The organism is Paraburkholderia sp. LEh10 (assembly GCF_017814945.1).
Lineage (GTDB): Bacteria > Pseudomonadota > Gammaproteobacteria > Burkholderiales > Burkholderiaceae > Paraburkholderia.
On record NZ_JAGIPX010000036.1, the window covers coordinates 1 to 22,983 of the forward strand.

General features: G+C 63.2%; 21 protein-coding genes and 2 tRNA genes. 7 read left to right on the forward strand and 16 right to left on the reverse strand.

All coding sequences use genetic code 11. The features are described 5' to 3' along the window. Positions 1-381: 381 nt before the first annotated feature. A complete protein-coding gene (gene ppk1 / locus J8I87_RS26340; protein ID WP_209934993.1) occupies positions 382-2,445 on the reverse strand; it encodes a polyphosphate kinase 1 in 2,064 nt (687 codons plus the stop codon). Positions 2,446-2,625: 180 nt separating this feature from the next. Between ppk1 and ppx the strand changes: the two genes are divergently transcribed. Next, complete coding sequence (gene ppx / locus J8I87_RS26345) at positions 2,626-4,233, forward strand: exopolyphosphatase (protein WP_209934994.1); 1,608 nt, start codon at positions 2,626-2,628, stop codon at positions 4,231-4,233. A 177-nt stretch (positions 4,234-4,410) separates the two neighbouring features. Here ppx and J8I87_RS26350 read toward each other — a convergent pair whose 3' ends face one another. The 5 genes from J8I87_RS26350 to J8I87_RS26370 form a co-directional block, all read right to left on the reverse strand. Next, on the reverse strand, positions 4,411-5,226 hold the full coding sequence (locus tag J8I87_RS26350; protein ID WP_209934996.1) for a GNAT family N-acetyltransferase: 816 nt from the start codon (positions 5,224-5,226) through the stop codon (positions 4,411-4,413). Between the two features lie 172 nt (positions 5,227-5,398). Next, the gene (locus tag J8I87_RS26355; RefSeq protein ID WP_209934997.1) at positions 5,399-5,857 is read right to left on the reverse strand and encodes a histidine phosphatase family protein; all 459 of its coding nucleotides are present in this window, start codon (positions 5,855-5,857) and stop codon (positions 5,399-5,401) included. A gap of 1,138 nt (positions 5,858-6,995) precedes the next feature. Continuing rightward, positions 6,996-7,072, reverse strand: a tRNA-Pro gene (locus tag J8I87_RS26360). An 89-nt stretch (positions 7,073-7,161) separates the two neighbouring features. Continuing rightward, a complete protein-coding gene (locus J8I87_RS26365; protein ID WP_209934998.1) occupies positions 7,162-7,320 on the reverse strand; it encodes a DUF3309 family protein in 159 nt (52 codons plus the stop codon). 306 nt (positions 7,321-7,626) lie between these two features. Beyond that, positions 7,627-7,800, reverse strand: a complete 174-nt coding sequence (locus J8I87_RS26370) for a hypothetical protein (RefSeq protein WP_209934999.1) — start codon at positions 7,798-7,800, stop codon at positions 7,627-7,629. Positions 7,801-7,965: 165 nt separating this feature from the next. Between J8I87_RS26370 and J8I87_RS26375 the strand changes: the two genes are divergently transcribed. Then, positions 7,966-8,139, forward strand: a complete 174-nt coding sequence (locus J8I87_RS26375) for a hypothetical protein (RefSeq protein ID WP_209935000.1) — start codon at positions 7,966-7,968, stop codon at positions 8,137-8,139. Positions 8,140-8,201: 62 nt separating this feature from the next. Here J8I87_RS26375 and J8I87_RS26380 read toward each other — a convergent pair whose 3' ends face one another. From J8I87_RS26380 to J8I87_RS26400, 5 genes are all read right to left on the reverse strand, one after another. Further along, the gene (locus tag J8I87_RS26380; RefSeq protein ID WP_209935002.1) at positions 8,202-9,602 is read right to left on the reverse strand and encodes an MATE family efflux transporter; all 1,401 of its coding nucleotides are present in this window, start codon (positions 9,600-9,602) and stop codon (positions 8,202-8,204) included. Beyond that, positions 9,599-9,907 carry a DUF2288 domain-containing protein gene (locus tag J8I87_RS26385; RefSeq protein WP_209935003.1) on the reverse strand — a complete coding sequence of 103 codons (309 nt, stop codon included), beginning with the start codon at positions 9,905-9,907 and terminating at the stop codon, positions 9,599-9,601. Before J8I87_RS26385 ends, J8I87_RS26380 begins: the two co-directional genes overlap by 4 nt. A gap of 750 nt (positions 9,908-10,657) precedes the next feature. Beyond that, the gene (locus J8I87_RS26390) at positions 10,658-10,987 is read right to left on the reverse strand and encodes a hypothetical protein (RefSeq protein ID WP_209935004.1); all 330 of its coding nucleotides are present in this window, start codon (positions 10,985-10,987) and stop codon (positions 10,658-10,660) included. Between the two features lie 258 nt (positions 10,988-11,245). Then, positions 11,246-11,986 carry a peptidoglycan DD-metalloendopeptidase family protein gene (locus tag J8I87_RS26395; protein ID WP_209935005.1) on the reverse strand — a complete coding sequence of 247 codons (741 nt, stop codon included), beginning with the start codon at positions 11,984-11,986 and terminating at the stop codon, positions 11,246-11,248. 165 nt (positions 11,987-12,151) lie between these two features. Further along, positions 12,152-13,069 carry an aldose epimerase gene (locus J8I87_RS26400; RefSeq protein WP_209935007.1) on the reverse strand — a complete coding sequence of 306 codons (918 nt, stop codon included), beginning with the start codon at positions 13,067-13,069 and terminating at the stop codon, positions 12,152-12,154. Between the two features lie 564 nt (positions 13,070-13,633). Here J8I87_RS26400 and J8I87_RS26405 point away from each other — a divergent pair. Together J8I87_RS26405 and J8I87_RS26410 are read left to right on the forward strand one after the other, a co-directional pair. Beyond that, the gene (locus J8I87_RS26405) at positions 13,634-14,464 is read left to right on the forward strand and encodes an undecaprenyl-diphosphate phosphatase (protein WP_209935008.1); all 831 of its coding nucleotides are present in this window, start codon (positions 13,634-13,636) and stop codon (positions 14,462-14,464) included. Positions 14,465-14,666: 202 nt separating this feature from the next. After that, positions 14,667-14,741, forward strand: a tRNA-Arg gene (locus tag J8I87_RS26410). 36 nt (positions 14,742-14,777) lie between these two features. Here J8I87_RS26410 and J8I87_RS26415 read toward each other — a convergent pair. Both J8I87_RS26415 and J8I87_RS26420 read right to left on the reverse strand, forming a co-directional pair. Next, on the reverse strand, positions 14,778-14,933 hold the full coding sequence (locus J8I87_RS26415) for a hypothetical protein (protein WP_209935009.1): 156 nt from the start codon (positions 14,931-14,933) through the stop codon (positions 14,778-14,780). Positions 14,934-15,246: 313 nt separating this feature from the next. Next, positions 15,247-16,824, reverse strand: a complete 1,578-nt coding sequence (locus J8I87_RS26420; protein WP_209935010.1) for an acid phosphatase — start codon at positions 16,822-16,824, stop codon at positions 15,247-15,249. A 217-nt stretch (positions 16,825-17,041) separates the two neighbouring features. Here J8I87_RS26420 and J8I87_RS26425 point away from each other — a divergent pair, with 217 nt between their 5' ends. Next, on the forward strand, positions 17,042-18,445 hold the full coding sequence (locus J8I87_RS26425; RefSeq protein ID WP_209935011.1) for a cytochrome-c peroxidase: 1,404 nt from the start codon (positions 17,042-17,044) through the stop codon (positions 18,443-18,445). Here the strand turns inward: J8I87_RS26425 and J8I87_RS26430 are convergent. After that, positions 18,424-18,711, reverse strand: a complete 288-nt coding sequence (locus J8I87_RS26430; protein WP_245254176.1) for a hypothetical protein — start codon at positions 18,709-18,711, stop codon at positions 18,424-18,426. The genes J8I87_RS26425 and J8I87_RS26430 overlap by 22 nt on opposite strands. Positions 18,712-18,950: 239 nt before the next feature. Between J8I87_RS26430 and J8I87_RS26435 the strand changes: the two genes are divergently transcribed. Together J8I87_RS26435 and J8I87_RS26440 are read left to right on the forward strand one after the other, a co-directional pair. Continuing rightward, a complete protein-coding gene (locus J8I87_RS26435; RefSeq protein WP_209935013.1) occupies positions 18,951-19,340 on the forward strand; it encodes a hypothetical protein in 390 nt (129 codons plus the stop codon). Continuing rightward, positions 19,337-19,798 (forward strand): NUDIX hydrolase, encoded by a 462-nt coding sequence (locus J8I87_RS26440; RefSeq protein ID WP_209935014.1) that lies wholly within the window; start codon positions 19,337-19,339, stop codon positions 19,796-19,798. Before J8I87_RS26435 ends, J8I87_RS26440 begins: the two co-directional genes overlap by 4 nt. Before the next feature lie 37 nt (positions 19,799-19,835). On the opposite strand, the gene J8I87_RS26445 is transcribed toward J8I87_RS26440, so the two are convergent. Further along, entirely contained in the window at positions 19,836-20,744 is a 909-nt protein-coding gene (locus J8I87_RS26445; protein WP_209935015.1) for a transporter substrate-binding domain-containing protein, read from the reverse strand. A gap of 135 nt (positions 20,745-20,879) precedes the next feature. Continuing rightward, positions 20,880-22,601 (reverse strand): glutamine--tRNA ligase/YqeY domain fusion protein, encoded by a 1,722-nt coding sequence (locus J8I87_RS26450; protein ID WP_209935016.1) that lies wholly within the window; start codon positions 22,599-22,601, stop codon positions 20,880-20,882. Positions 22,602-22,983 lie beyond the last annotated feature (382 nt).

Genomic DNA, 22,983 nt, shown 5'->3' on the forward strand with positions numbered 1-22,983 from the left:
TCTTTGCCGCGGCAAAGAAAGTAGGTGCCGCCCCGCACAGGGGCAACGCCCGCGCCGCGAGGCGCATCGCGGATGCCCGCGAAGGGGCAAAGCGAACCGCATCGCGGATGCCCGCGTAAGGGCAAAGCAAACCGCATCGCGGCTGCCAGCGAAGGTGCAAAACGACCCGCCTCGCGGCTGCCAGCGAAGGTGCAAAACGACCCGCCTCGCGGATGCCCGCGAAGGGGCAAGGCGACCCGCATCGCGGATGCCCGCGTAAGGGCAAAGCAAACCGCATCGCGGCTGCCAGCGAAGGGGCAAAACGACCCGCCTCGCGGCTGCCAGCGTAAAGGAACGGCGACCCGCATCGCGAATCCCCACGCAAGGGCAACGCGAATCCCACTACATACAAAACTTCGTCAACAAACTCATCTGCGCATTGCGCGACGACTTCCCCGGCCGGCGGCGCCGATAATGCCCATCACTCTGCATCAGCCACGCGGACTGATTATCGCCAAGAAACGCCGACAGCCCTTCCGCGATCACGCGGCGCTTCAACCGTCTGTTGTTGATCGGAAACGCCACCTCGACGCGCCGGAAGAAGTTGCGATCCATCCAGTCGGCGCTCGACAGATAAACCTGCTCACGTCCATCGTCATAGAAGTAAAAGATCCGGTGATGCTCGAGAAAGCGCCCGACGATCGAGCGCACCGTGATGTTCTCCGACAACCCCTCCACGCCCGGCTGCAACGCGCACACGCCGCGCACGATCAGGTCGATCTTCACGCCCGCCTGCGAGGCCTCATAGAGTTCCGCGATCACCGTCGGTTCCAGCAGCGCGTTCATCTTCGCGACGATCCGCGCGCGCTTGCCTGCGCGCGCATGCTCGGCCTCGGCGCGAATCGCGTCGATGAGCTTCGGATGCAGGGTGAACGGCGATTGCCACAACTCGTGCAGCGGCAACTCACCGCCGATGCCCGTCAGTTGCTGGAATACGTGGTGGACGTCTTCGCAGATTTTCTGGTCGGCCGTCATCAGGCCGAAGTCGGTGTACAGACGCGCCGTGCGTGGATGATAGTTGCCCGTGCCAAGGTGCACATAGCGTTTGAGGAGCGAGCGCCCGCCTTCCGACACGCGCCGCACGATCAGCATCATCTTCGCGTGGCATTTGTGGCCGACCACGCCGTACACGACATGCGCGCCGACGGCTTCGAGCTGCGACGCCCAGTTGATGTTCGTCTCTTCATCGAAGCGCGCGAGCAGTTCGACCACCACGGTCACTTCCTTGCCGTTGCGCGCAGCCTGCATCAACGCGTCCATCAGCGGCGAATCGGTGCCCGTCCGATAGATGGTCTGCTTGATCGCGACGACGTTGGGGTCCTTCGCGGCCTGCAAAAGCAGTTCGAGCACGGGCTGGAAGCTCTCGTACGGATGATGCAGCAGCACGTCGCCCTGATCGATCACGTCGAACAGGCTTGAGCTGTTGGTGATCTGCGCGGGCGTGGCGGGAATGTGCGGCACGAACTTCAGATCGGGCCGGTCGACCATCTCGGGCAACTGCATCAGACGCACGAGATTCACCGGGCCATCGACGTAATAGCAGTCCTTCTGCAAAAGGCCGCTTTCGTCGAGCAGGCGCCGCACGAGATGCGCGGGCGTTTCCGCCGACACTTCGAGCCGCACCGCGTTGCCGAGATGTCGCGCGGGCAGTTCGCCCTGCAGCGCGACGCGCAGGTTCGTGATTTCGTCTTCGTCGACGAACAGTTCGCTGTTGCGTGTGATGCGGAACTGGTTGCAGCTGCGCACGACGAGATTCGGAAACAGCTCGCCGACGAAGCGTTGCAGCAGCGAACTGAGCAATACGAAGCCGTGCGGATAGCCGGACAGTTCCTGCGGCATGCGCACGAGTCGCGGCAGCGCGCGCGGCGCCTGCACGATGCCCATCACCGCCTGGCGGCCAAACGCGTCCTTGCCTTCCAGTTCGACGACGAAATTCAGGCTCTTGTTCAGCACACGCGGAAAAGGGTGCGCGGGATCGAGGCCGATCGGCGTCAGGACGGGCAAGAGTTCATCGAGGAAGTAATTGCGCGCCCATTCCGTCTGCGCTTCGTTCCATGCTTCCGTGCCGTGAAAATAGATGCCTTCGTCTTCGAGTGCGGGCAGCACGGTGTCCTGCAGCATCGTGTACTGGCGATGGACCAGTTTTTGCGCACGTTCTACGACGAGGTCGTAGCAATGCTGCAGGGACATCCCATCCGGCGAAAGCGCGCCGGGGTTGTCACGCATCTGCTCCTGCAAGCCCGCCATGCGGATTTCGAAGAACTCGTCCAGATTGCTGCTGGTGATGCAGATGAAACGTAAGCGTTCGAGGAGCGGCACGGATGGGTCCGCAGCCTGTGCGAGCACGCGCTCGTTGAACCCCAAAATGCCCAGCTCGCGATTCAGAAGAGGGTAGCGGTTGGACATCGGCGGTGAGAAGGAAAGGTCGGGAGGTGACTCGAAAGGACGCTCGGAAATTCTCACAGTATGATGACAAGTGCGTGAATTGGCTTTTGCCGCAATTTTACGCTTTTGCCTAACGGTGTCGTAAATATGCCGTAACTATATGTGACCATATCGCACGACAACGGCCTAGGTGACATCGCGATGTCCAGTACGCTTAAAATGGCGACTTTGAACAACGCGGCAACGAATGCGCCTGGCACGGGCGCACCATCCGCGCGCACGAGGTTCCCCTACCCGATGGTCAACACTCCTCCACTACTCGCCGCCGTCGATCTCGGCTCCAACAGCTTCCGCCTGATCGTGGGCCGCGTCGAGGAAACGGAAGCGGGCAGCCAGATCTATCAGGTCGACGCGCTGCGTGAGCCGGTGCGGCTTGGAGCGGGGCTGTCGCGCGAAAAATTGCTCGACCGTGCATCGCAGGTGCGCGGCTGGGACGCGCTCAAGCGCTTCGGCGAACGTCTGCGCGATTTCCATCCGGATCATGTGCGCGCCGTCGCGACCAATACGCTGCGCGTCGCGAAGAATGCGCAGGAATTTCTCGGCGAAGCGGAAGCCGCACTCGGTTTTCCCATCGAAGTGATCGCCGGCCGCGAAGAAGCGCGCCTGATTTACGCAGGCGCTGCGCATTCGGTGCCGGCGAGCGCGGGCAAGCGACTGGTCGTCGATATCGGCGGCGGCTCGACGGAATTCATCATCGGTTCGCACTACACGCCGATCAAGATGGAGAGCCTGTATATCGGCTGCGTGAGCCACAGCCGCCAGTTCTTTCCGGCCGGCAACGTCGACGAATACACGATGCGTCAGGCGGAACTGGCGGCGACGCGCGAAATCCAGATCATTTCGGCGGATTACCGGGCCGAGGGCTGGGACCAGGGTATTGGTTCGTCAGGCACGGCGCGCGCGCTCGCGGAACTCGTTGAGGCGAACGGCTTCAACGATCCGGGCATCACGCACGGCATATCGCGCGGCGGCCTCGAGCGCCTGAAGCGGGCGCTGATCAAGGCGGAGAACGTCAACCGGCTCAAGCTGATCGCGCTGAAGCCCGATCGCGTGCCCGTGCTGGCGGGCGGCCTGTCGATCATGATCGCCGTGTTCGATGAACTCGGCGTTGATTACGTCGATACGACGGACGGCGCGTTGCGCCTGGGCGTGCTGTACGACCTGCTTGGCCGCTCGCAGCATCAGGACATGCGCACGATCACCGTCGAAGGCTTCATGCGGCGCTACGGCGTCGACCGCCCGCAGGCGAGCCGCATCGGTGAGCTGGCCGTGCGCTTCTACGATCAGCTCGACGAACCGGATGACGAAGTGCGCGAGGAAAACCGCATGTTCCTCGGCTGGGCCGCGGCGCTGCACGAGATCGGGCTGTCGATTTCACATAGCGCGTACCACAAGCATTCGGCGTATATCGCGAGCAATGCGGACATGCCGGGTTTCTCGCGCACCGATCAGGCGCGCCTTGCCGCGCTCGTCGTCGGTCATGCGGGCAAGCTCGGCAAGCTCGCACAGACGCGCGATCTCGAATGGAAGCTGCTGTTCTGTCTGCGGCTCGCGGCGCTGCTGTGCCGTCGCCGTGCCGATGTCGGCTTTCCTGAAATTACCGTCGCGGAAGCGAATGGCGGCTACGACGTGCGCCTGCCCAATTCATGGGTCGCGAACAATCCGCTGACCGACTACAGCCTGATTCAGGAGGCGGCAGAGTGGGAGAAAATTCGGACGCCGTATCGCGTGGTCTATACGGAAGATTGATCGTTCGGAATTCGCGAGTTGTATCGACGGCATCGCGTGTGCGAACCGCGAATCGCATAAGAAAACGCCCGGTCAAACCGGGCGTTTTTTATTCTGCTCACCGTCGTGCATATCGCTTCGATGCAACGCCGGGGGCGCATCGCGCGGCGCGAGCCGCGTGTATGTTTGCTGCGGCGCCTAACGCGGCAGCGCGTCACCGAGGAAGTGGCGGGCGTAGCGCGCGTTGATTTCCGACAGGCGGAACAGCGTCAGGAAATCGGCCGTGTTGAAGTCTGGGTCCCATGCAGGCGCGCCGCAAATCTTCGCGCCGAGGCGCAGATAGCCTTTGACAAGCGGCGGCGGCGCGACCTTTGCACCCGTTTGCAGTTCGTCGACGGGCAGCGGCGTGTGCGGGAACGCACGATATTCCGGCTCGGTCAGCGCATCATCCTGCAGCGAAGCGTACAGGTTTGCCGCATAGTGGCCGCCGTCGGCCATCGCAACGCTCGCGCAGCCTAGCATCGTCTCGTAGCCGTTGTGCTGCATGTACGAGCCGAGCCCCGCCCACAGCGACATGATCACCGAGCCGCTGCGGTAGTCGGGATGCACGCACGAGCGGCCCACTTCGACCATCTTCGAGCGCAGGTGCGTAAGGCGCGAGATGTCGAACTCGCCTTGCGCATACAGGCGTCCGATGCGCGCCGCCTGGTGCGGCGGCAGCACGCGATAGGTGCCGACCACCTTAAGCGTGTCGAGGTCGCGCACGATCAGGTGATCGCAGTAAGCGTCGAACGAATCGACGTCGAGGCCGACGGGGCCGGACAGGCGCGCGCCCATTTCCTCGGCGAAGACGCGGTAACGCAGACGCTGCGCTTCGCGAAGTTCCTCGTCGGTACGTGCCCAGGACACTTGCAGACGATGCTGGGCGGTGACGGCTTCTTCCGTGCGCGGCAGGCGCCGGCGCGGTTCGAGGATCGATGCGAAGGGCAGGGTTGGCGTCGGCAGTTCTCGCATTGTGGCGTTCCTGGTCGAAAATGAAAATTCACTTCGACGCCAATGTAGTAACGGCGGGTGACGCTCACGTGGCAACGGTATGACGATTCGATGACGTGCCGTAAGCCCGACGCTTTCGCGGGGCCTTCGATGCTCCTGCGGTGATTCTCTGTGCGCTGGTCTGCGGCCAGGGTCAGAAGAGATCCGGGCTGATCGCGGCGCGCAGCACAGCTTGTTCGCCGGTGCCGCGCGAGCGGCTTTCGATCCACCAGATCGCCGATTTCTTGATCGACCAGCTTGCGCCGCTGTCGGCCAGCAGGCGGGCGACGACATGACCGAGCGTCGGCTGGTGGCCGACGATCACGACGGTCGGCGCGATGCCGTCGGGCCAGCCGGCGGCGGCGAGGACGTCGGTGGCGCTGGCGTCCGGTGCGATTTCGCGCACGACGCGATATTGGTCCGTCAACGATTCAGCCGTCTGCACAGTGCGCGTGGCGGGGCTCGCGAGGATCAGGGCGTCGTCGGGGAGCCGCGCGCGCAGCCATTTCGCGGATGCCTGCGCCTGCTTGCGGCCGCGTGAGGTTAGCTGGCGGGCGAGATCGTTCGATGCAGTGTCTTCAGCTTCGGCATGACGCCAGAGGATCAGGTTCATTGCGGTGTCTCCAGGGCTCGTGTCGGCTCGTACCGGCTCGTATGGAAGGTATGGACAGCGCGAGGTGAGGGGAGTTTTGTGGGGCCGTCTGTTTTATCGCGGACGGGTTGAGGGAAGGCGTTCCGTGCGCGTGGGCGGGTAGCGGACTCTTCACCTCAATTGGCGAGCCAGGTCGCGTTCTCCTGACATAGATCTGATCACGACCACTTGGGCCTGCCGCCATCGCCACCTCGCATCGAGGCATGACAGGGAGTCTGACGGGATTTTGATGCGCATTGCCGTGCGGTACCCGGCATCCGCGGACAGTCAGCAGCCATGTAGGTTGGACCACCGCAATGCGACGAGGCGTCCATGTCTTACGTTGCACGAATGATGGGCTTGTCATATGTCCGCATAACGCTTTGCGCCGCAATGGTGGGTGCTGAGCCTGGCCAGTTGCGGTGACGGCGATTCGAGTTCGGTTTCCGGATCGGCGGCCGTCGTCAAGGCGGTGCGCAGTGGTACTTCCCCTTTCATTGCCTTCGTGGATCTGAAAATTTCGTCCGCGTTGTCGGGCGCCTCGGTGCAATACAGTTCAGACTACGTCATCAACGCTGTTAACCAGGAGCGAATCAGAGCGCCGTCGAGGCGTGGCTCTTCGATTACAGGCAGAGCATCTTCTCGTATATGTGTTCGAGTGCCTACGAGGCCGCGTCGGATGCCTCGGTGCTGATTAGCTACGCCATCGCCGACGGTGGTGTTCATGCGCGACTTGTTGGCCTGGATAAAACTCGCAGCGTCGTATTCGACCTTGAGTACGCGACGACGGGATGCGGCACGAGTTGGAACGCCCAGCCCATTCCATTCGACGGAATAACTTTTCAGTAGCGCCGCTTTACAGCATCACGCGATGCGTGTTGCAAACCCACCTCCGCTCGGGCACCTGACTCGTGCCCGATGCCGTTTGACCGGCGCGGGCGCGTGGAAACAGCTTGCAGAGCCGCCGCGAGCCTGCGGGCGTCGTGGTAGGGACAGGGCGATTAGCAGAGGCTCGCGCGTGGGCGCCGACAGCATTCTCCCAACCCATTCGATTGCGCAGCGGGAGCCTTGAAAAGCAAAAAGCCCAGCCATAATGGCTGGGCTAAGTGCTTGTTTCTATTGGTCGGAGCGATAGGATTCGAACCTACGACCCTCTGATCCCAAATCAGATGCGCTACCAGGCTGCGCTACGCTCCGACGCGAGCCAGAGATTGTATCCGCTCTCGTGACCGCCCGTCAATTCCTGACGCTACGAGCCGTAAGCACATGCACAAAACGCCCGACAGTCATATCTGTCCCAACAGCAGAAGCACGATCACCACGATCAGCACCACGCCGACCAATCCGGTCGGACGATAGCCCCACTCGCGGCTGTACGGCCAGCTGGGGAGGGCGCCGATCAAGAGCAGGATTAGCACGATCAGCAGAATGGTTCCGAGGGTCATGTTATCTCTCCTTATAGGGCCGGGCCACAAATGGCGACCACGGCGCACGCGCAGAGGGGCAGCCTTCGCGTGCGGCGGCCGGATTGCCGAGCACGCGGAATGCGCGCTCTGTGGCTTACGCTTCAGCAAGGCATATGCCCGCCATGGCGGCCGCTGGGCAACTTGGTCGAGAGAAAGACAGGGGTGGGGTGGGACGGCGCCTCGCGTGCGCGCACGCGCGCACCGCGTCAGTGTCGACGCGCGAGCCCGGAAAAGATTCAGGCGAACATCAAACATCGCGCCGCTGGGAGCGCGGCGCGATCGGCTTCAGTGTCTGCGGTGCATTCTGTCGAGGACGTGATGCTCGGCAAGCCAGTGATGCATCATGCCTTCGCCGTTGTGTTCGCGGCGATAGGTGCGTGATTCGAATACCGATAGGGCGACGAGCACCAGCAAACCCACGGCGAGTCCAACCAGACCTGCGATCGATTCGGCATCCATGGCGGCCTCCTTCGACGACTTCGACCATAGATACATAGTAGACTTGCGCCGGAACCTGGCGCAAGGCGGAAGCGGCCCGGGTTCGGCGGCGCGTAATACGCTTTGCAGGTAGACTCGTGGCCCGCGACGTCATTCGTCGTTACGACCCTCCCTGTTCAAAAGTCCATGACGCGCTTCCTTCTTGCCGCATCGCTGTTTTCGCTGTTCGCCCTGTCGGCGTGTGCCGGCGATCAGTCGAACCATCATCACGTGCCGCCCAAAGACCCCGCCGACTACCATGGCGTGCCGACCGACGATCGTCCGCCCATAATGATCGACACGCCCGCCGCGCCCAAATAACGTGGGTCGGCGGCGCGTATTGCGCCAACCTCCGTGCATCGCGGACGTTGCGCGCGTGCCGTTCAGGCGTGGCGCTGCGCCGCGCGCGGTCCGACGTCACGCGCGAGACGTGGCAGCAGGCGCCCAAGCGTAAGGCCGCGTGCCGCCATGAAGATCAGCAGCGCGGCCCAGAGCCCGTGGTTGCCGTGGGTGCCGATGAGCGCCCACGAGGCCGCGAAAAACACGCCGAGCGACACGACCATCGACGTCATTAGCTCGCGCGTGCGCGTCGCGCCGATGAACACCCCGTCGAGCAGAAAGCCCCATACGGACACGACGGGCGACAGCGCCGTCCATGGCAGGAACGCATCGGCCGTCGCGCGAACGATGGCCTGATCGGTCAGCCGTTCGATGATCCACGCACCCGCCGTCCAGTAGACGGCGGCAAAACCGAGCGCGCCGAGCGCCGACCAGAGCAGCGTCACCTTGACGGCCTGGCGGAACGCGTCGCGATTGCGCGCGCCAATGGCCGCGCCCACGAGCGCTTCGGCCGCGTGCGCGAAGCCGTCGAGCCCATAGGCCATGAAAGTCTGGAAGTTGAGCAGCAGCGCGTTTGCGGCGAGCGTGGCGTCGCCCTGTCTCGCGCCCAGATGCGCGAACCAGCCGAACGCGCCGAGCAGGCACATCGTGCGCACGAAGATGTCGCGGTTGATCGTCACCATTCTCTTGAGCGCGGCGCGGTCGAACAGCGCGGCGCGCTCAAGCGCGGGCAGGCCGCGCGTGCGCACTTGGGACAATAGCGGCCAAAGCAGCGGCCACAAAAGCGCGGCGCCGAATGTGAACCCAAGCGCGTCGGCCGTTGCGGTCGCCGCGCCGATCCCCGCGATGCCCCAATGGAATGCATACACATACAACAGCACGGCGACGATGTTCGCGGTGTTGATGAACACCTGCGTGGCGAGCGCGACGCGCACGCGCTGCGTGCCGAGCAGCCAGCCGAGAATGACATAGTTGGCGAGCGCGAGCGGCGCAGCCCAGATGCGCGCGTGACAGTAGGCGCGCGCGTGCCGCTGCACGTCGTCGCTGCCGCCGATCGTGCGCACGGCGAACTCGATCAACGGAGCCTGCAGTGCCAGCACCACCGCGCCGATGGCAAGTGCGAGCAGCAGCGCGCGCACGATGTTCATGCGCAGGCCGGCCTCGTCGTCGGCGCCGAACGATTGCGCGACGAGCCCCGTCGTGCCCATGCGCAGGAAGCCGAAGCCCCAGAACACAAAGTTGAAGAACAGCCCGCCCAGGGCCACGCCGCCGAGGTAGGACGCGCTGTCGAGATGCCCGGCGACGGCTGTATCGACGGCGCCGAGTATCGGCTGCGTCAGATTGGCAACGACGATGGGGAACGCGAGCGTCAGCACACGCCTGTGCCAGCGTGTGGGCACGGCGGCGCTCGCCAGCGTGGCTGCGTCGTCGGCGCGCTCGTTCAATCGCGTTCCTGCACGCAGACCCAAGGCGATACGACGACGGCCCACAGGTTCGGGTCGCGCGCGGCGAAGTCGGCAGCCGTCTCCGACTGCACGCGGTCGACGAGTCCCGACGATAGCCATTGCGAGACCTGCACGGTGTCGTCGTTGGCGATCGCCTCGGCGACGCTCACGAGGTCGAGATCCCGTGCGACGCGCAGCAGCATGCCGCGCGCGAAAAATCGTTCGAGTTCCGCCCAGCCGATCTTCGCGGTTTCACCGAGCAGTTTCTGGTAGAGAGGGCTTTGTGGGATATCGGAGGATGTCATGGCGATAGTAACCAGCAGGGCATAACGGGGCACGGCAGCGGTCGCCGGCACGGGCGGGCGTAACTATAAACCATAGCCGACGAACGGCCGTTTGGCTGTTATCGGGCGGCCGTTCGAACGCGCGGCCGCCATCCTGAGCGGCATGCTCATCGCGCACGACGCCCGTTCAATGTCATTCGCTGATTAAAGGCGGTTTCGCGCGCACTGAATGGTGTGTCGCGCCGCGCGTATGCCAGCACTAAACCCATACGTCACTCGTTAAATCTGATGTTTCATCAGCGAGAAATCGTAACGGAAAGGTGCGTTGGCGCACGTAGTCCCGTTACTGCCGCGAGCGCCGTGAAGTGCGCGAATCGCGTGAATATGGCAGTGCAGATGAATTCGCGCAGCGTATTTTTATGATCTTTTGAAGACCCCCGTCAATTGTGGGTTTGCGGGCATTCCGATAATGCGCGGTTCGGCTGTCCGATGACAGGAATCCGGTTGATTCGGTTTCCAAATTGACGGTTGCCCGATTCAGATTGGCTTTGAACCGTGCGCCGACTCACACTATTTGCACAATTAATCGATTGCGTGGGTATGGGGGCGTTGCTAGATTTCGTTTCGGCGCATGGTGAACCGGTCCTTTGCCGATATGCGCCGAACCCCCGTTTGCCCGGCCTCGGCCGGGCACTTTTTTTGTTTTGCCGACGATTAACATCAGACATATCAGCGCAGCCGTCCCGATGATTGATTCACAGAATCGCTGATTCACTGCTTGCAGCGAACGACCATCGACCGGTTCTTCACGTTTGCTCCGAGCACGCCGCCCAGCGAGCCGCCCGCCGCGCCGCCTGTGTCGACGTCTTTCGATATCACGTCGTAGCCGTAGGCACCGCATGCGTCGCCGGCCCGTCTGTAGCATTCACCCCAGTTCTGGCTCGCGTCGCTGCCGCTGCAGTTGATCGCAAAACCGGTGTCGCCGCTCGGCAGATAGGTGAGCGTCGTCGAACCCGAGCTTGCGCAGCCTGCGAAGCCTGTGACAGACGCGATCGCGAGACTGGCCGCCGTCGCACGAATTGCCGCAAGGGCGTGTTTCATCGAAAAGTCCTCTTGGTATCGTTGCACGCAATTGCGCTTGTCGACTGCTGCGGCACGGACCGTGCCCGCGCGGCTGAAGGATGGAGCCGCGCACGGCGTTGGGTCCGCGAGCCGCTGTATGCGCGTGCCTCTGTAGCGCGTCCGGCGCAGGCCTTGAAGCGGGCACGTCGCACGTCATGACTCATGCGTTGGCCGCCGCCGCAGGCGCGGGCTCGCGACTGGGACGTTCGCCAGACGCGATGTGGGCGACGAGCGCCTTCAGCGCGGCGGCAGCGAGCGCGCCGGATCGATCGAACGGCCCGCGTATCGCAGCTCGAAATGCAGCATCACGCGGTCGTTGTCCGAGTCGCCCATTTCGGCGATCTTCTGGCCTTGCTGGACGGCTTCACCTTCCTTCACCAGCAGCGCGCGGTTGTGCGCGTACGCGGTCAGGTAATCGGCGTTGTGCTTGATGATCAGCAGATTGCCGTAGCCGCGCAAACCGTTGCTCGCATAGACGACGGTCCCGCTTGCCGCCGCGAACACGGGCGTGCCCGCGGCATTCGCGATGTCGATGCCCTTCGAATTGCCGCCGTCGAAGCCGCGGATCACGTTGCCGCTTGCCGGCCAGATCAGCGAGATCGACGAAGCCGTCGACGATGGCGACGGTGTGTCCGCGGCTGCGCTGCGCGACGAAGATGACGCACCTGCCGACGCACCCGCCGACGCACCCGCCGAAGCACCCGCGCCGCTGCTGCGTGCGGCGCTCGTGCTCGCCGTCGCTGTGCCCGGCGGCGGCGATACGCGCAGCACCTGGCCGACTTCGATCGAATCGGGGTTCGGCAGGTTATTCCAGCGCACGATGCTCTGCACCGACGCGCGATTGCTGCGCGCGATCTTGTACAGCGTGTCGCCCCGTTCGACGCGGTAATAGCCTGGACCCACGGGTGCCGAGCCGCAAGCGGCCAGTGCTGCGATCATCGCTGCGCAGACGAGCCGTCTGATTTTTGTTGTCAACATTGGACCTCGCAAGACGCCGCCGCGCGCCGATCCCGATCACGCGGCAGATGCAAAACGACCCATTCTAACGGTTTTGCAAGGCGCGCCCGTTTTTGACCCGAGGCTTCGCCCGACGCAAAGGCTGCGCGACGCACAGGCCGCGCAGCATGTGGAAGACCCGCCGCTTTAGGGCAGTGTGCCGATCGCGATGCGCAGCGACGCTGTTTCCGTGTCGCCTGCATCGAGCCAGCGCAAGCCCTGGCCGTTATGGATCGCGTCGGGCAGGCCGAGCCACGGCTCGACGCAGAAGAAGTCCGATTCTGGCTTCTCCGTCCAGGTCGTCACCGCGAACCAGGGCACCGAGCCGGGGCGTTGCAGATCGATCGTGATGCTGCGGTTCAGGTCCAGCGCGACGACGCGCACCAGATGGTCCGGCGCGCCGTCGAGGCAATGGAAGCGGTCCAGAATGCGCGGATCGTCGAGACGGTAATCGGGCTCGCCCGCTTCGCCCGCGCTGATCGAGCCGTCCGGCTGCTGATGACGGCGCACCGTGCGCGGTAGTTCGAGCACCGTTTCGCCGCGCTGCGCGTGCGGCAGCGTGAAGTAGAAGTGATGGCCCGCGTAGTAGGGCAGCGGCGCGCTCCCGGCGGCGCCCGTGTTCGTCGTGACGAAGTCGACGTCGAGCGTATGCGCGTCGGCGAGCGTGTACCGGGCCTCGAAGCGAAAGCCGAATGGATAGACAGCGCGTGTCGCGTCGCTGTCGGTCAGCGTCATGCTGATCGAGCGGCCGGCTTCGTCGACCGTGGCCTCGAACGGCAGATCGCGCGCGAAGCCGTGCATCGGCAGATCGCGCACTGTGCCTTGCGCGTCCTTCCAGCGGCCGATCCGGCCGTCGACAAAATGGCGGCCTAGAAACGGGAAGAGCAGCGGATTGCCGCCGCGCACGCGCGCAGGCTGGCTCCAGTCCGCCTGCTCGGGCCAGAAGATCACCGACTGGCCGTCGATGTCCCACGAGAGCAGGCGACCGCCCGCCTGCGGCGCGAAGCGGAGCAGGGAGGCGTCGTGCGCGATCTCGATGATGTCCTGTTGCTGGAATTGAGGCATGGCTTTGGCGATAAAAAGCGGTTAAGAAGGGAGTCGGCGTGCACCGCCCTGGCGCGAGGCGCGGCGAACGCCGATTTTGCGCCGCTTTGCGCTACGGGGAAACCCTTCTGGGGAAATTGCGGGTGTTACCGCACAGTCTGTGCAATCGATAATGTGTAAGACGACCGGTTCTGACCGGATACGAACTTTCGGTTTTCGGGAGGGGCGATGGATCTCGCAATGGCAATGAGCGTGGCACTGTTCGGCATGTTTACGGGCAGTACGATTTATTTCTTTTATAAATTTACACGCTGACACGGGGCGACGAGATTCCACGTTGAGCCGTCGGCACGTATCGACGGTCCGCGCAGCCTCCGCACACGGGCCCGCCTTCAAGGCGGGCCTTTTTGCTTTCATCGCCGTAATCATGCTTTCGGATTTGATGCACTGCCGCAAGATTCCGCCAGAAGCGAATTTTTGTCCTTGGCGTGCCCGGATCGCCCAGGCATAATCGACGCGCTTCAGACGCCGGACACGTTGTCCGGCAAGCTGCCTTTCCTCCCTACTAATGAAAAGGAGCGACGCGTGAGCCTGTCGTTTTTGATGTTTTTGAGCGTGCTGCAGGGCGTCACGGAACTGTTTCCAGTGAGCAGTCTTGGCCACACGTTGCTCATTCCCGCTCTCTTCGGCATGCATATCGACAAGCATGCGCCTCAGTTGCTGCCGTTTCTCGTCGCCCTGCATCTGGGCACCGCGTTCGCGCTGCTGTGGTACTTTCGTGCGCGCTGGGTTGCCCTCGCAGGCGGCTTTTTCGCGTCGCTGTCGGGCCGCCGCAATGACGAAGGTCATATGATGTGGGCCCTCATCATCGGGACGATTCCAGCGGGTCTCGTTGGGCTCGTGCTCGAAAAGCGCCTCGAACGCGTTTTCCACGACCTGCGCATCGTGGCGATCGCGCTGATCGTCAACGGCATCCTGCTGTGGCTCGGCGATCGTTTGCAGCGCTCGCGCGCGCATCGCGCGCCGGAGAAGCTGACGTTCAGGCAGGCATTTCTGGTCGGTCTGGCGCAGATCGGCGCGCTGATCCCGGGCTTCTCGCGCAGCGGCCTGACGATGATCGCGGGCAACGGCGCTGGGCTCACCGCCGAGAAAGCCGCCGAATTTTCGTTCCTGCTCGGCACGCCGATTATTTTCGCGGCGGGCGTGCTCGAACTGCCGAAGCTCTTTCACGCGCCGGACCAGCTCGCCGACGCGCTGCTGGGCGGCGTGCTGACAGCCGTTGCCGCGTACCTGAGCGTGCGTTTCCTGATGCGCTATTTCGAAGGACGCGGCCGGCTGGCGTCGTTCGGCCTTTACTGCGTCATTGCGGGCGTGGTGTTTCTCGGCTGGTTCATGACGCATCCGCAGCCCGTCTGATAGCGGGGCACGATCGGTTATAATCCGGGCCCGGCGCTGCTGCCGGGCATTTTTTCTGCGTCGCAGTTTTGCTACGCCGCGGCGCGCGGCCTTCAACGCGGATGTCATGCGGTTCGCGCACGATCCGGCTGCTGTCGTGCTGCGGACCTCGCGCCGCGCGCTCTACCTGCCGCTTGCGGCCAGGTTAGAATTCGAGTTTCGCCTCCCCATAGTTCAACGGATAGAACACGGGTCTTCTAAACCTGAAATCGAGGTTCGATTCCTCGTGGGGGGGCCAAGATTTCGATCGTTTCCCGGAAGCACCCAAAAAAATTCAATAAGTCAAGGGCTTACGGCGTCTTGCTTTACCAGTGTTGCCCAGGTTTTCCAATTGATACTCGCCGAAATCGGGGGCATCGCTTGCTGGCACGCAGGCAAGGTCGAGTCGTGGGCTGACGGCTATGCGGCCAACGTGATCAAGTTGTTCCATCAGGACGTCTTCCCGTCGTCGCTCGGCGAACGTCCGATAAAGTCACCGCGCCGAACTACTCGATGTCATGCGCAAGGTCGAGAGCCGTGGCACCCATTCGGTGCCCGCTGCCGCGCAAATCTTCCCCTCCCACTCCCGCATTTCCAGCAATGCCCCGGCGCGGCGCGTGACGTCAGCCCAACACGCGCCACATCGCGCGCCCATCGAACGCCAATAAAAAAGGGCAGCCGAAGCTGCCCGAAGCGTTGCGCATCGAACGTGGATGAATGCGCGACTGTTGCTTGCCCGTTATAGGCGGGGCCCGCCTGCGTGATTACTGCTTGAGATCGAGCGCATTCGTCAGATCGCCCATCGGCTGGCCGCCGGCGGCGACGAGCGCGTTGTCGCGCGCGGTCAGGCCCGGCAGCGTCGGCAGATTGAAGCGGTGCGTGATGAAGCGCAGGATCGACGTCGTGTCATATTGCGTATGATCGACGAAGCCCTTCTTCGCGTACGGCGACACGATGATCGCCGGAATGCGCGAGCCCGGGCCCCAGCGGTCGCCCTTCGGCGGCGCGACGTGATCCCAGAAGCCGCCGTTCTCGTCGTACGTGATGACCACGACCATGTTGTTCCACTGCGGGCTCTTCTGCAGATGCGAGATCACGTCGGCGATGTGCTGATCGCCTTGCGCCACGTCGGTATAGCCCGCGTGCGCGTTCAGGTTGCCCTGCGGCTTGTAGAACGCGACTTGCGGCAGCGCGCCCGCGTCGATTTGCTTGATGAACTCCGAGCCGTTCACGCCGCCGTCGAGCAGGTGCTTCGCGCGGTTGTCGGTGCCCGGCGCAAGATCGGCGAAGTAGTTGAACGGCTGGTGATGCGGCTGGAAGTTGGGCGATGTCAGGTTCGGGCCATAGATCACGTTGGCCGTGTTGTTCTGCGCCGCGCTCAGCGCATTGGCCCATGCGCCGCCATACCACGCCCACGTCACGCCTGCGCTGTTCAGCAGATCGCCGATGTGCTGGGCGGTCTGCGGCGGCAGCGTCGTCGCGTTGTTCGGGTCGGCGAGATTCGCGTCGCCGCCCGCGGCCGCCTTGTTGCCGCTCGGCTGATACGCCGGCTGCATCGTGTTGACCGCGAAGAAGTCGGGTGTGAGGTTGCTGTCGTTGACATAGGCGGGAATGCCCGTCAACGCCGAGGCGGGCGATGTCGACGTGAGCGTCAGCGTGACGCCATCGGGATTGACCGCCGAGATCAGGCCCTTCGCCGGGCTCGTGCTGGCGTTCGGGTAGGCCGGCGTGCACGCGCACACGAGCCATTGGTGGTTCAGGAACGAGCCGCCGAACGCGCCCATGAAGAAGTTGTCGGCGAGCGTGAATTGCTGCGCGATCTTGTAGAGCGGCAGCTTGTCGGCGTTGGCCGTGTAGTGGCCCATCACGAGCCCGCCCGAATCGCCCCACGCGGCGAACATGTCGTTCTTGCCGCCGTGAATCTGCATCTGGTTCTGGTAGAAGCGGTGGAACAGGTCGCGCGTCGTGACGTTGAGCGGCAGGTTGAAGCCGTTCGGATCGTCGATCGCAAATGCCGCATTCGGCAAGTTCGCTGTCATCGCTTCCGTGATGACGGGCGTTTCGCCCGCGATCGTCAGTCCTTTCCAGATGGGCGGCAGCGTCGCCAGAACCGAGCCGTCGCGATCGACCTGACGCGAACTCGCCGCCGACACGTTCTGCAGTCCGTTAGCACCGGGGAAGTTGCCGTAGAGGTTGTCGAAGCTGCGGTTTTCCGCATAGATCACCACGACGTTCTTGACGGAAGACAACGTCGGCTTCGAATCCGAATCGCCACCACATGCGTACAGCCCGACCGCTACGGCGATCGCCATAGGCGTCGCGCAGATCAGTTTTTTGTTCATTGATTTATCTCTCTCGCGTTGGGGACACGCGGCGATCCTCATTGGGGTAGCCGGCGGCGAGAGTGTCGCAGGGCTGTTTGACAGAACGATTAATTTACTTACTTCGATCTTCTGAATGGCTTGTGTTTTTCATTCGTCGTCGGCTTTATGTCATTTAGACGACATCTCTGCGAAATACGCTCGTCGGGTCGATTAGCACGGGCAGGTAACAACACATATGCAGCAGGACGTGGCAGGGATTCGAAGGGGGCGTTTGTCGAACGGCGCGTGGAGTGCCGGATGGCTTGGCGTGATATGCGTGTCGGCGATGCTGATCGCGTGCGACGCGCGAAGCACGTCCAGCGACGGCGCGAACGCGACCGCAAGCACAGCGACGGCCGCCGGCGGCGCGGCGATGCAAAAAGTATCGGCGGACGGCGCTGCGGCGATTCCCGCGGGCGGTCAGACGCGCGCTCAGGTGTATGAGACCGTCAGGAAAATGACGGCCGTCGGCAAGCAACTGTTTTTCGATCCGTCGCTGTCGGGGGCGGGCAAACTCGCGTGCGCGTCGTGCCACAACCCGCAGCACGCGTTCGGTCCGCCGAATGCCCTCGCCGTGCAACTGGGCGGGCTGGATATGCGCCAGCAGGGCTTGCGTGCGGCGCCCAGCATCAAGTATCTGCAGAACGTGCCGTCGTTCAACGAGCACTACCACGATTCGGACGACGAGGGCGACGAAAGCGTCGACGCCGGCCCGACGGGCGGCCTGATGTGGGACGGCCGCGTAAATAGCGCACACGAACAGGCGCGCATGCCGCTGACGTCGTCGTTCGAAATGGGCAGCAGTCCGCAGAAAGTGGCCGCGGCCGTGAAGGCCGCGCCGTACGCGAAGCAGTTCCGCGATGCGTTTGGCGAGCAGGTATTCGATAGCGACGACGCGACGTTCAAGGCCGTGCTGCAGGCGCTCGAAGTCTTCGAGCAGACGCCTGAGCTGTTCTATCCGTATTCGAGCAAGTACGACGCGTATCTCGCTGGCAAAGCCCAACTGACGAAAGCCGAACTGCACGGGCTGCAACTCTTCAACGACGAAACGAAGGGCAACTGCGCAAGCTGCCACATCAGCCAGCGCGCGCTCGACGGCGCGGCGCCCGCGTTCACCGACTTCGGCCTGATCGCGATCGGCGTGCCGCGCAATCGCGCGCTGCCAGTGAACCGCGATCCGCATTTCTACGATCTGGGCGCATGTGGTCCGGAGCGGGCCGATCTGAAGGGACGCGACGAGTATTGCGGCATCTTCCGCACGCCGTCGCTGCGCAACGTCGCACTGCGCAAGACGTTCTTCCACAATGGGATTTATCACTCGCTCGAAGAGGTCGTCCGTTTCTATGCGGAGCGTGATACGAACCCGGAGAAGTTCTACCCGGTCGTAAAAGGGAAGGTGCAGAAGTTCGACGATTTGCCGAAGCAGTATTGGGCGAATCTGAATACCGACCCGCCATTCGATCGCAAGCCGGGCGACAAGCCTGCGCTGGACGAATCAGAGATTAAGGATGTGGTCGCGTTTCTTAAGACGCTGACGGACGGGTATCAGCCCGACGCGCCCGAGCAGCAGGCCGGCGCTCACATTGTCAGCAGCAGATAACAGCCGCCGAGCATCAGCGCGAACGACGCGAGCAGGCATGCGAGACCCACTCGCGTGAGCACGCAGGGCCACTTGCTGCGACGCATGCCGTGGACGCGCGCGATGGTCGGGGTCGGTACCGGATCGAGTCGCATCACGATGGCGCCGAGAACGACGCAGATCAGCATCAGCATCGCAGTGAAGAACTGGAGAGCGAACGAGAGGTCCATGAACGGAAGTCGCAGCGCGTGAGCGCGGGGGAAGCTGTTGGATTTGACTCGGCTCATGTTAGGGATCGCGTACTCCAGCGCCTATGAGAGATGTCCTAAAAATGGTCGGGCAGCTTTCCGACGGACGGGCGACGGCCGGTTCGCTATCTCAATACAGCTTCGGCCGAAGCTTGATCGCGTCCGCCAGCACGTGTCCAACGACCATACACGCGGGAACGGCGTGCTATCCTTTTGAGGTCCAGATCGCGCGGTGCTGCGCCGATCCTGCCTGAATTCGTTTTTTCGGAGAATCCTCCATGTCGATGAGAACCCGAGCCGCGTTTCAACTCTCGCTGGGCGGGCTGCTGCTCGCCAGCGCAGTCGGCGCCAATGCCGCCAATCTCGGCTTTCTGAACGACACGCCGATCGCCTACATGAAGCAGGCCGACAATGATTCGCTCAGAGCGGCTGCGTTCGACACGCTCGACAAGAAGCAGGATGGCGAATCGGCCACCTGGAACAACGACGGCCTGCGCAACAGCACGAAGATCGAGGCGCAATTGACGCCCGACGCCACGTCGAAGACAGGCGACCGCACCTGCCGGTCGCTGCATGTCGTATTGAGCGCGAAAGGGCAGTCGATGAATCTGAATCCGCAGTTCTGCCGGCAGGGCACGGGCAACTGGGTCATGCAGAAGAAACATTGAGCGCGCGCACGGTTTCCTGCGGCGTCGTGCTGCTTGATCCGGACGGTCGCGTGCTGCTTGCACACGCGACGGAAACCGATCACTGGGACATTCCCAAAGGGCAGGGCGAAGAAGGCGAGGCGCCGCACGTCACCGCGCTGCGCGAGATGGAGGAGGAAACGGGTATCGCCGTGGCGGCCGGGCGTCTGACGGACCTCGGCCTGTTTGTTTACCGGCGCGACAAGGACCTGCATCTGTTCGCTGCGCGCGCTCGCTCCGACGAACTGGACCTCACGCGCTGCGTCTGCACGTCGATGTTTCCGCGCCGCTCGGACGGCGAGATGATTCCCGAGATGGACGCGTTCCGCTGGTGCACACCCGACGAAGTGCAGCACTACGCGAGCCGCAGCCTCACGCGGCTCTTTCAGACGACGCTATCGCTCGCCGAACTGCACGGGACGCTGGTGGCCGAACGGTAGCGCTCGCGAGGCGTCGCGCACCTACACGCGCAGCGCGTCAGTCGAGCGCCTTGTCGTTCGGATGCGCGAACAGCGTGCGCATTTCCGCGGACAGCGGGTAGTTCAGGTTGATCCCATGCGGCGGAATCGGCTGCGTGAACCAGACGTTGTAGAGGCGCTCGGCCTCGCCCGACGTCTGCATTCTCGCGATCACGCGGTTCACGATGTCGCGGAACGGCGCATCGCCTTTGCGGAACATGCACGCGTAGGTTTCATAGCCAAGCGGCGTGCCCGTCACAATGAAGTCGTCGGGGCGCGGGTCGGTCGCGCGAAAGCCGTACAGAATCGGTTCGTCCATCACGAACGCGACCGCGCGGTCCGCCTTGACGGCGGCGAACGCGTCGGAATGATCTTTCGCGCTTGCAATCCGCATGTTCAGCTGCTTCGCGCTGTTCAACTGACGCACGAGGCGCTCGTCGGACGTGCCCGCCGTCGTCACGACCGGCTTGCCCGCGAGGTCCGGGAAGTCGGCGATGCCGGCGTTCTTGCGCGCGATCATCCGCACCGCGTACTGAAAGAAGCTGTTCGAAAACGCAGCGACGTTCTCGCGCTCGCGCGTATGCGTGGTCGAGCCGCACTCGAGGTCGATCTGGTTGTTGACCAGCATCAGAAAGCGATTCGCCGATGTGATCGTGACTTCGCGCACCCGCAGGTTCGGCATCGCGAGCGTCTTCTTGATTTCCTCGACGATCGCGAGCGCGATCGTCTGCGAATAGCCGATCGTGCGATCGCCGTTGGAGTAGGAGAACGGGATCGACGCCTCGCGCACGCCGAGCGTGATCACGCCATCGTCATGAATTTTCTTCAGCGTGCCCGTCAGTTCGTCGCTGCGCGCGGGCGCAGCCAGCGACGCAACCGCCGCGGCAGCCGCGAGCGCCACCAGTTTTTGTTTGATTGCAACCTTCATCGTTTCCCCTGGGCCGGCAGCAATCACCCCGGCTGCACCGTCATGCCGTCGCAGCGTATCGTCCGCGGTGTGGCTCGCCGGCATGGGCGCGTAGAAAGCGCCGCATACCGCCTGTGACTCAACCACACAATCAGCTTACGCCGGCTTCCCCCAACTGTCGCGCAGACTGACAATGCGATTGAATACGGGTTTGCCCGGTTTCGTGTCGTAGCGATCAGCGACGAAGTAACCATGGCGCTCGAACTGGTAGCGCTGCTCCGGCTCGATGTCGCGCAGGCTGGGCTCCACGTAGGCTTGCACGACGCGCTTCGAATCCGGATTGAGCGCTTCGAGGAAATCGCGGCCGCCTGCGTCGGGCTGCGCTTCCTTGAACAGGCGATCGTATAGGCGCACTTGCGCCGGCACGGCCTGCGATGCGCTGATCCAGTGGATCGTGCCTTTCACCTTGTAGTTGTTCGCGCCTTCCGTGCCCGAGCGGCTGTCCGGGAAGTAATTGCAATGCACGGCGATCAGGTTGCCGTTCTCGTCCTTGTCCGCGCCCGTGCATTCGACGACATAGCCGTACTTGAGACGCACCTTGTTACCCGGGAACAGCCGGAAGTAGCCCTTCGGCGCTGCTTCGTTAAAGTCTTCGCGCTCGATCCACAGTTCACGCGAAAACGGAAACGTGCGCACGCCGCGATCGGGATGATGCGGATGCACGGGCGCGCTGCATTCTTCCGTCTGGCCTTCGGGGTAGTTGTCGATGACGAGCTTCAGCGGATCGAGCACGCAGGTCGCGCGCGGCGCCTTGTCGTCGAGATCGTCGCGCAGCGCGCCTTCGAACACGCTCATGTCGATCCACGAGTCGACCTTCGTGATGCCGATGCGCTCGCAGAACAGCTTGATGCCGTCCGGCGTGAAGCCGCGGCGGCGCACGCCGACGATGGTCGGCATGCGCGGATCGTCCCAGCCGTCGACGTGGCCTTCGTTGACCAGTTGCAGCAGCTTGCGCTTGCTGGTGATCGCGTACGTGAGATTCAGGCGCGAAAACTCGATTTGCTGCGGCAGCGGGCGCGTGAAGATGCCGGCGTCGGCGAGTTCGTTGAGGATCCAGTCGTATAGCGGCCGGTGGTCTTCGAACTCGAGCGTGCACAGCGAATGCGTGATGTTCTCGAGCGCGTCCGAGATGCAGTGCGTGTAGTCGTACATCGGGTACACGCACCACTTGTCGCCCGTCCGATAGTGGTGGGCGAAGCGGATCCGATAGATCACGGGATCGCGCATGTTGAAGTTCGGCGACGACATGTCGATCTTCGCGCGCAGCACGTGCTCGCCTTCCTTGAACTCGCCCGCCTTCATGCGGCGGAACAGGTCCAGGTTCTCGTCGACGCTGCGCTCGCGAAACGGCGACGGCGTGCCGACTTCCGTCGCGGAGCCGCGATTCGCGCGGATTTCTTCGGCCGTCTGACTATCCACATAGGCCTTGCCGCGCGAGATCAGCAATTCGGCGAACTCATAGAGCTTGTCGTAGTAGTCGCTCGCGAAGTAGAGGTGCTCCTTGCCGTCAGCGTTCCACTCGAAGCCGAGCCACTTGACCGCGTCGATGATCGAATCGACGTATTCGAAGCTTTCCTTTTCCGGATTGGTGTCGTCGAAACGCAGATGGCAGACGCCGCCGTAGCTTTGCGCAATGCCGAAGTTCAGGCAGATGCTCTTCGCATGGCCGATATGCAGATAACCATTCGGCTCGGGCGGGAAGCGCGTTTCCACCCGCTGACCCCACTTATGGGAGCGGTTGTCGTCGTCGATGATGTTGCGGATGAAATTGGAAGCCGGCGCGTCGTTGCGCTCGGCGTCTTTGCGTTCGTTGTTCATGCGAGAAGGAGAAGGTCGGTCCTGGGCACTATATGCGTCCGTTAGTCTGTCAATTCTACCTGACGACACCTTCGAGAACAGTCTTTAGCCTTGCGGTGTGCGGCGCGCAGCCGGCAGTCGCGGGCCCGCGCGGTGTTTTCGGGGTCGGGAGGACGCTGTAACAGGACGTAAATCGCGTTGGCTCGGGCCGACCTGGGCGCTTAGGATGCGTCGCGCGCCACTGTGCACGCGAGCGACGCGTCCCGCTCGTGCGTTTGCCGAGCCGAGAGCTTGCCTGCCTTCCGCTGGCGATGCACGCGGGCGCGCTTGGGGTGGCGCGCCCCTGGCGTGCTTCCAGGCCGTCGCCGCCTTTCCGTTATTCTGTCGCGGGCTCGGGCGCGCG

Bases quoted from the DNA above. Each gene is read 5' to 3' on its own strand.
- ppk1 (WP_209934993.1), bottom strand. From the start codon at position 2,445: ATGTCCAACCGCTACCCTCTTCTGAATCGCGAGCTGGGCATTTTGGGG.
- ppx (WP_209934994.1), top strand. From the start codon at position 2,626: ATGTCCAGTACGCTTAAAATGGCGACTTTGAACAACGCGGCAACGAAT.
- J8I87_RS26350 (WP_209934996.1), bottom strand. From the start codon at position 5,226: ATGCGAGAACTGCCGACGCCAACCCTGCCCTTCGCATCGATCCTCGAA.
- J8I87_RS26355 (WP_209934997.1), bottom strand. From the start codon at position 5,857: ATGAACCTGATCCTCTGGCGTCATGCCGAAGCTGAAGACACTGCATCG.
- J8I87_RS26365 (WP_209934998.1), bottom strand. From the start codon at position 7,320: ATGACCCTCGGAACCATTCTGCTGATCGTGCTAATCCTGCTCTTGATC.
- J8I87_RS26370 (WP_209934999.1), bottom strand. From the start codon at position 7,800: ATGGATGCCGAATCGATCGCAGGTCTGGTTGGACTCGCCGTGGGTTTG.
- J8I87_RS26375 (WP_209935000.1), top strand. From the start codon at position 7,966: ATGACGCGCTTCCTTCTTGCCGCATCGCTGTTTTCGCTGTTCGCCCTG.
- J8I87_RS26385 (WP_209935003.1), bottom strand. From the start codon at position 9,907: ATGACATCCTCCGATATCCCACAAAGCCCTCTCTACCAGAAACTGCTC.
- J8I87_RS26390 (WP_209935004.1), bottom strand. From the start codon at position 10,987: ATGAAACACGCCCTTGCGGCAATTCGTGCGACGGCGGCCAGTCTCGCG.
- J8I87_RS26395 (WP_209935005.1), bottom strand. From the start codon at position 11,986: ATGTTGACAACAAAAATCAGACGGCTCGTCTGCGCAGCGATGATCGCA.
- J8I87_RS26400 (WP_209935007.1), bottom strand. From the start codon at position 13,069: ATGCCTCAATTCCAGCAACAGGACATCATCGAGATCGCGCACGACGCC.
- J8I87_RS26415 (WP_209935009.1), bottom strand. From the start codon at position 14,933: ATGGAACAACTTGATCACGTTGGCCGCATAGCCGTCAGCCCACGACTC.
- J8I87_RS26420 (WP_209935010.1), bottom strand. From the start codon at position 16,824: ATGAACAAAAAACTGATCTGCGCGACGCCTATGGCGATCGCCGTAGCG.
- J8I87_RS26425 (WP_209935011.1), top strand. From the start codon at position 17,042: ATGCAGCAGGACGTGGCAGGGATTCGAAGGGGGCGTTTGTCGAACGGC.
- J8I87_RS26430 (WP_245254176.1), bottom strand. From the start codon at position 18,711: ATGAGCCGAGTCAAATCCAACAGCTTCCCCCGCGCTCACGCGCTGCGA.
- J8I87_RS26435 (WP_209935013.1), top strand. From the start codon at position 18,951: ATGTCGATGAGAACCCGAGCCGCGTTTCAACTCTCGCTGGGCGGGCTG.
- J8I87_RS26445 (WP_209935015.1), bottom strand. From the start codon at position 20,744: ATGAAGGTTGCAATCAAACAAAAACTGGTGGCGCTCGCGGCTGCCGCG.
- J8I87_RS26450 (WP_209935016.1), bottom strand. From the start codon at position 22,601: ATGAACAACGAACGCAAAGACGCCGAGCGCAACGACGCGCCGGCTTCC.